The organism is Microcystis sp. M090S1 (assembly GCF_020246295.1).
GTDB classification, from domain to species: domain Bacteria; phylum Cyanobacteriota; class Cyanobacteriia; order Cyanobacteriales; family Microcystaceae; genus Microcystis; species Microcystis aeruginosa.
This window is the reverse complement of record NZ_JADBTF010000508.1, coordinates 1-5,619: the sequence shown is the minus strand read 5'-3', so window position 1 is coordinate 5,619 and position 5,619 is coordinate 1. Positions and strand designations below refer to the sequence as shown.

Below are 5,619 nucleotides of genomic sequence, written 5' to 3'. Positions count from 1 at the left end.
TCGAGAATTTGAAAATAAAGAAGAACTGGAAAAAGTAGTCAATCAGCTTTTAAATGAAGGGGGATTGATTATTAAATGGAGTAGAAAACTTAAAAATAAGGGTAATGCTGTCAATGTAACTTAAATGCGTAAAAGCTTATTTTAATAGGCTATCCTTAGATTAGCTGCATCTCCTTGACGAGAAACACTGTAATTAGTTATAATCAGGGAACAATAGCTTCTCCGTACTTGTGGTGAGCGGAAAAAGTTATCTCAGGGATGAAGTAGTCCCCTACAGAACCACTAACATCGGGTAATGCCGAAAAATCTTGATTAACTAATGTCTTTACTATGTTTAATCCCTTAGTATCTTTTAAATCTTTAGAAGGCCATGAAGGTGAGGTTAAATGTCTAACTTTTTCCCAAGATGGTCAATTTTTAGCTAGTGGAGATAACGAGTTAACTGTTATTGTTTGGGATTGGCAAAAAAATCAAAAATTTAGTTTACAAGGACATGAAAAAGCTGGTTGGTGGGATAAGGGAATCAACTCTGTTGCTTTTAGTCCCTGTCAAGGATTTTTGGTCAGTGGAGGAGATGATCAAACCCTAAGAATTTGGTCACTGGAAACTAAAAAATTAATCTCTACCTTAACGGGACACCAAGATAAAGTTACAGCAGTAGCTGTTCATCCCGATGGGGAAATTATTGCTAGTGGTAGTGAAGATAAAACCGTGAAAATATGGTCAGCAAAAACCGGAGACATTCTTTCGACATTACAAGGTCATAGCGATAAAGTTCTAACAGTTAAATTTAGTCAAAATGGTCAACTTTTAGCCAGTGGTGGCGGCGAAAATGACAAAACGGTAATTATCTGGAATCTGGCAGAAAAAAGCACCATTACCTTAAAAGGTCATTCCGATTGGTTTGGAGGTATTTTATCGGTAGATTTCGGCAGTAATAACAAATTTTTAGCCAGTGGCAGCAAAGACAAAACCATTAAAATCTGGGATATTAAAAGAGGTACAGAGGTAAAAACTCTCAGCGAACATAGTGATCATATCAATTCAGTTAGTGTTAGTCCTAATAATCAACTATTAGCCAGTGGTAGTGATGATAAAAGCTTAAAATTATGGGATTTAAAAGCAGGAAAAGCCATTATTTCTATTCCCCATCCCCAGAAAATCTATTCCGTTTGTTTTAGTCCCGATGGTAATTATATCGCCACGGCCTGCCAAGACAAAATCGTTAGAGTTTATGGCACTTCCGAACTACAATCTTTAGCAAGTTGAACAATCTTTAATCGCACCGGATGCTTATCGGTGTCTAATTAGGGTTTGCTGAATAAATCTAAAAACCTTGTTGGATAAGGCTTTTAGACTTTTTTGACCTCAAAAAGTGCCGACCATTGGAGTGATTGGGGGGAAAATTCAGGTACTTTTTCCCTGAAAATTAGGTAATTGACCCCCTCAAAATCGGTAAAACCCCACACCCTACACCCTACACCCCACACCCTGCCACCAGGAAAAACTTTTTCAGCAGACCCTAATTATCCACTAGAGATCGCTGCCAGTTTGTTCCTCTCGGAAGTAAAGCTGATATAATTGACAGCTAGGCTGGGCTAGATCGCCTTTTAACTGAATTAAACCCATACTTTCCAGTTTATAGGCAGTAATCGGTTCTAATCGCGCTCCCTTATCGGAAGAATTAACCACTTCCCCTATCCCTGTCAATAATTCCGGCTGTTTTTGCAGACTATCCCAGTGATGACGCAGGTGTGCCGCATAAATTCCCCCTTGGGTAGCAGCATTAGGGAGAATATTTTTTTCCCCGCGCACCCGCGCTTCCAGGGCCAAACGGCTAAGATAGGGATGACCAGCGACTAGAGCGATTAAATCCCCGATAAAACGCTGATTATCGTCATTTTTAGGCAATCCGTAGCTACTAGCCAAGTTTTCCAGTTGTTCGAGGCTAAAACCGGGTAATTTAATCGCGCGACCGACATTAAAGGGAGATTGATTAGCGTCCAATTGAATATAGATTTCCGTGGAATTAGCAATCGCTAACCGCAAATTCTGCCAGATTTCTAAATTATTAGCTTCTTCGTGCCAACAGCGCAAAAGCGGCAAAAAATCCCTAGCGATGTCGGGATACTCGAAAATTCTGTCTAAATTATCTAGGGCCAAAAAGAGCGGCCCGTTAATCTGTTCCAAAAGATAGGACTGAAAATAGGTTTGACAACTGATTAAACTGCCAAATAGTTCCTCGTCCCAATATTCATCTAATTGAGGCTTTAAACCCAATTCTCGGCTGACATTTGCCGAAAACCAGCGACAAAATCGGTCTAAACTGGCAAACATCGCCTTTTCTGCCACTTGACAATTAATATAAACTGTGCTATGTCCCCAACTATCTGCCTGAGCGAGCAGATGTTTCAGGAGAGAAGTTTTACCAGTCTTTTCGGGGGATTTAATGCGAATAAGTGACCCCGGACGATTAATTTCTTGATAACAGTCGCTTTCGACGGGAGGGCGGCTAATATAAGTATCTATAACTGATTTTTCTGCTAGTATCGGGGTGGGGTGATTTTTCCATTCAGGATATTTGATATCTTTGAACCATTCTCGGAGGATTTGGAACTTACCCGGCCCTTTACTACCTAATTCGAGTTCGGGACAGCCATTATCTTTATCTGCCGAGAAATAGCTATAGATTTTAGTCATCTGTTTTTTATAGGTTTCATGGCTGGCAGCCTCGGCCATTTCCCAAATTTCCTCATCTGGTTTGCGCCAATTTTCATAGGCAAAACGAACCAAAAAAATTTCCTTTAATTTGCCTTGAACACCGTATTCTCTGGCTAGATGTTTGAGAAACTCGTCCCATCCCTGTGGTTTCATCCCGTTCTACTTTATTCTACTCAAATTCCCTTTTTTTCCATGTTAACCCCTTTTTCCCTCTTGGCAATGGGACTGACATCCGAGCGGGAAAACCCTATGCTAAAAATAGGTCAATTACCTGATGGTGTCTAAGGGAGTAAAACCATGAAAATCTCGTTAACCTTGTTTGTTGTGGTCTCCTTGCTGTTAGGTTCTCTTCCTCACACTTTAGCGGTTAATAGTCAAGATAACCATTTTGACCATTCCTCTTCGCCGCTAATTTTACAAAACCGTGACTGTAAGGGTGATAAGGACGATAATTGCAATTAGTCCTGATTATCTCGGTTAAGGTTGTTAATCTATATCCCCCACCGATAACAAAATCGTGGTCGGGATTTTTTTTATGAACTCGCCTGTAATTCCTCTAAACGTGCTAAAACTTCGGCACTGTGAATGGCAGGATTTACCCCTAAATAAATCTCTTTTAAAATCCCTTGCGGATCGATAAGATAGGTATGACGCAGGGAAACATAACCCATCCAAGAACCATAAGCTTTACTAACATCTCCGGTAGTATCTGCCAGTAAGGGAAATTTTAACCCCTCCGAGTCACAAAATTCCGCATGAGAATCGACATCATCGGCACTTACCCCTAAAACTTGCGTATTTTTAGCCATATATTTCGGCAAATCCTGCTGAAAACGCCGCGCTTCTAGGGTACAGCCGGGGGTAAAATCCTTGGGATAAAAATACAAAACTACCCACTTACCCCGATAATCCGATAGGGAAATATTCCCTTCTCCCGTGTTAGTCGGTAGGGTAAAATCGGGTGCCGGTTGATTTAAAGGGGGTTGGGGGCCTCCTAAGGCGTTAGCATCGGGAATAAGGGCAAAAAATGCCAGAATTACTGCAATTAAAAAACTCAACAGTTGACGACGAGACATAATCAGTTATCAGTTATCAGTTATCAGTTATCAGTTATCAGTTATCAGTTTCTTGGTGTGATAAGTTTAACCTAATACGGGAGCGATCGATCTTTGTGTCCTTTCCCTCGTTCCTGTCACACTGGGAAAATCAACTGTCACTCTAGCTTAATATTCTTTACATAACTTGACAAGGAAAGGGCGAGGTAAAGGGGGAAAATAGATCGAGCTTGTCTTCATCTGCCTAACGATCATGTCTATTGTCACCCTTAACCCCCTTCAATCCCATCAAGATTTAGTCATCGATCCAAGTAAAATCACGGGATTACGGGGGAAAATCACCATCCCTGGCGATAAATCTATATCCCATCGTTCCCTGATGTTGGGGGCGATCGCCGAAGGAGAAACTGTTATTCATGGGTTATTATTGGGCGAAGATCCCCGCAGTACCGCTAGTTGTTTTCGTGCCATGGGTGTGGAAATTTCCCAACTCAACAGCGAGAAAGTGATCGTCAAAGGTAGGGGTTTAGGCAATCTCGAGGAACCCTTAGAAATCCTCGACGCGGGCAATTCCGGCACGACGATCCGCTTAATGTTAGGATTATTGGCCGGTCATCGGGACCGTTTTTTTGTCGTTACCGGTGATGCTTCCCTGCGATCGCGTCCCATGTCCCGGGTGGTGAAACCCCTAAAAGAAATGGGGGCGCAAATTTGGGGCAGAAAAGCCCATTCTTTGGCTCCTTTAGCCGTTTCCGGGCAATCTCTGCAACCGATCCACTACTATTCTCCCGTTGCTTCTGCACAGGTGAAATCCTGTCTTCTCCTCGCAGGACTGTTAACGGAGGGGAAAACCACGATCACGGAACCCGCTTTATCTCGCGATCACAGTGAACGGATGCTGCGCGCTTTTGGGGCGAATATTGAGGTGGATGGGGAGACTAATAGCGTCACGGTGACGGGTTATCCCACTTTAACCGGACAAACGGTGATTGTACCCGGGGATATCAGTTCGGCGGCTTTTTGGTTGGTAGCGGGGGCAATCGTGCCTAATTCCGAGTTATTAATCGAAAATGTGGGAATAAACCCGACTAGAACCGGAGTTTTACAGGTTTTACAGGCAATGGGGGCAGATATCACCCTCGAAAATCAACGGGTGGTGACGGGGGAACCGGTGGCAGATCTGCGGGTGAAATCCAGTCAACTACAGGCAACCACGATCGCTGGTGAGATTATACCCCGTCTGATCGATGAAATTCCTATTCTGGCAGTAGCGGCGGTTTTTGCCCAAGGAACGACAATTATCAAGGATGCCGAGGAATTACGGGTGAAGGAAAGCGATCGCCTGACGGTGATGGCCACCCAACTCGATCGCCTAGGGGCAAAAGTAACGGAATTACCCGATGGTTTAGAGATTACCGGCGGTACGGGCCTATTAGGCACGGAAGTGGACAGTTTTACCGATCATCGCATTGCCATGAGTCTAGCGATCGCTGCCCTCAATTCCCGTCAACCCACCACTATCCATCGCGCTGAAGCAGCCGGCATTTCCTACCCCGATTTTTTTAGCACCTTACAGCAAATTTGTCAAGAGTAAAAATATTAAGTTTTTCTGCGAGTGGGCGAGGGGTAACTGGTACATTTGCAGAAATACCGAAAATCAGCAATTATCAGTGACCCTTAAATGATGACAAATGTATCAGCAGCGGCGTGTAAGCATCTCACCAAAAAACTAATGCGCGGGGGGTTTGGGGGCGGCGCCACGCCCCCAACGGTAGGGTTGATTCATTTAAATTAAGTACAGCTGATTTTGAGTCAATAAATTTGAATAAAAATTCTCAAGTTT

General features: G+C 43.2%; 4 protein-coding genes and 1 pseudogene. 3 read left to right on the top strand and 2 right to left on the bottom strand.

Going from position 1 to position 5,619, the window contains the following annotated elements; all coding sequences use genetic code 11:
• Positions 1 to 124: pseudogene (locus tag IM477_RS22510) on the top strand (IS630 family transposase); the annotation flags it as partial.
• Between the two features lie 206 nt (positions 125 to 330).
• A complete protein-coding gene (locus IM477_RS22505) occupies positions 331 to 1,269 on the top strand; it encodes a WD40 repeat domain-containing protein (RefSeq protein WP_287733546.1) in 939 nt (312 codons plus the stop codon).
• A gap of 264 nt (positions 1,270 to 1,533) precedes the next feature.
• Here IM477_RS22505 and IM477_RS22500 read toward each other — a convergent pair whose 3' ends face one another.
• On the bottom strand, positions 1,534 to 2,874 hold the full coding sequence (locus IM477_RS22500; RefSeq protein ID WP_287733545.1) for an AAA-like domain-containing protein: 1,341 nt from the start codon (positions 2,872 to 2,874) through the stop codon (positions 1,534 to 1,536).
• A 380-nt stretch (positions 2,875 to 3,254) separates the two neighbouring features.
• Positions 3,255 to 3,797, bottom strand: a complete 543-nt coding sequence (locus tag IM477_RS22495; protein ID WP_002783486.1) for a peroxiredoxin — start codon at positions 3,795 to 3,797, stop codon at positions 3,255 to 3,257.
• Between the two features lie 232 nt (positions 3,798 to 4,029).
• Between IM477_RS22495 and aroA the strand changes: the two genes are divergently transcribed.
• Positions 4,030 to 5,370, top strand: a complete 1,341-nt coding sequence (gene aroA, locus IM477_RS22490; protein WP_287733544.1) for a 3-phosphoshikimate 1-carboxyvinyltransferase — start codon at positions 4,030 to 4,032, stop codon at positions 5,368 to 5,370.
• Positions 5,371 to 5,619 lie beyond the last annotated feature (249 nt).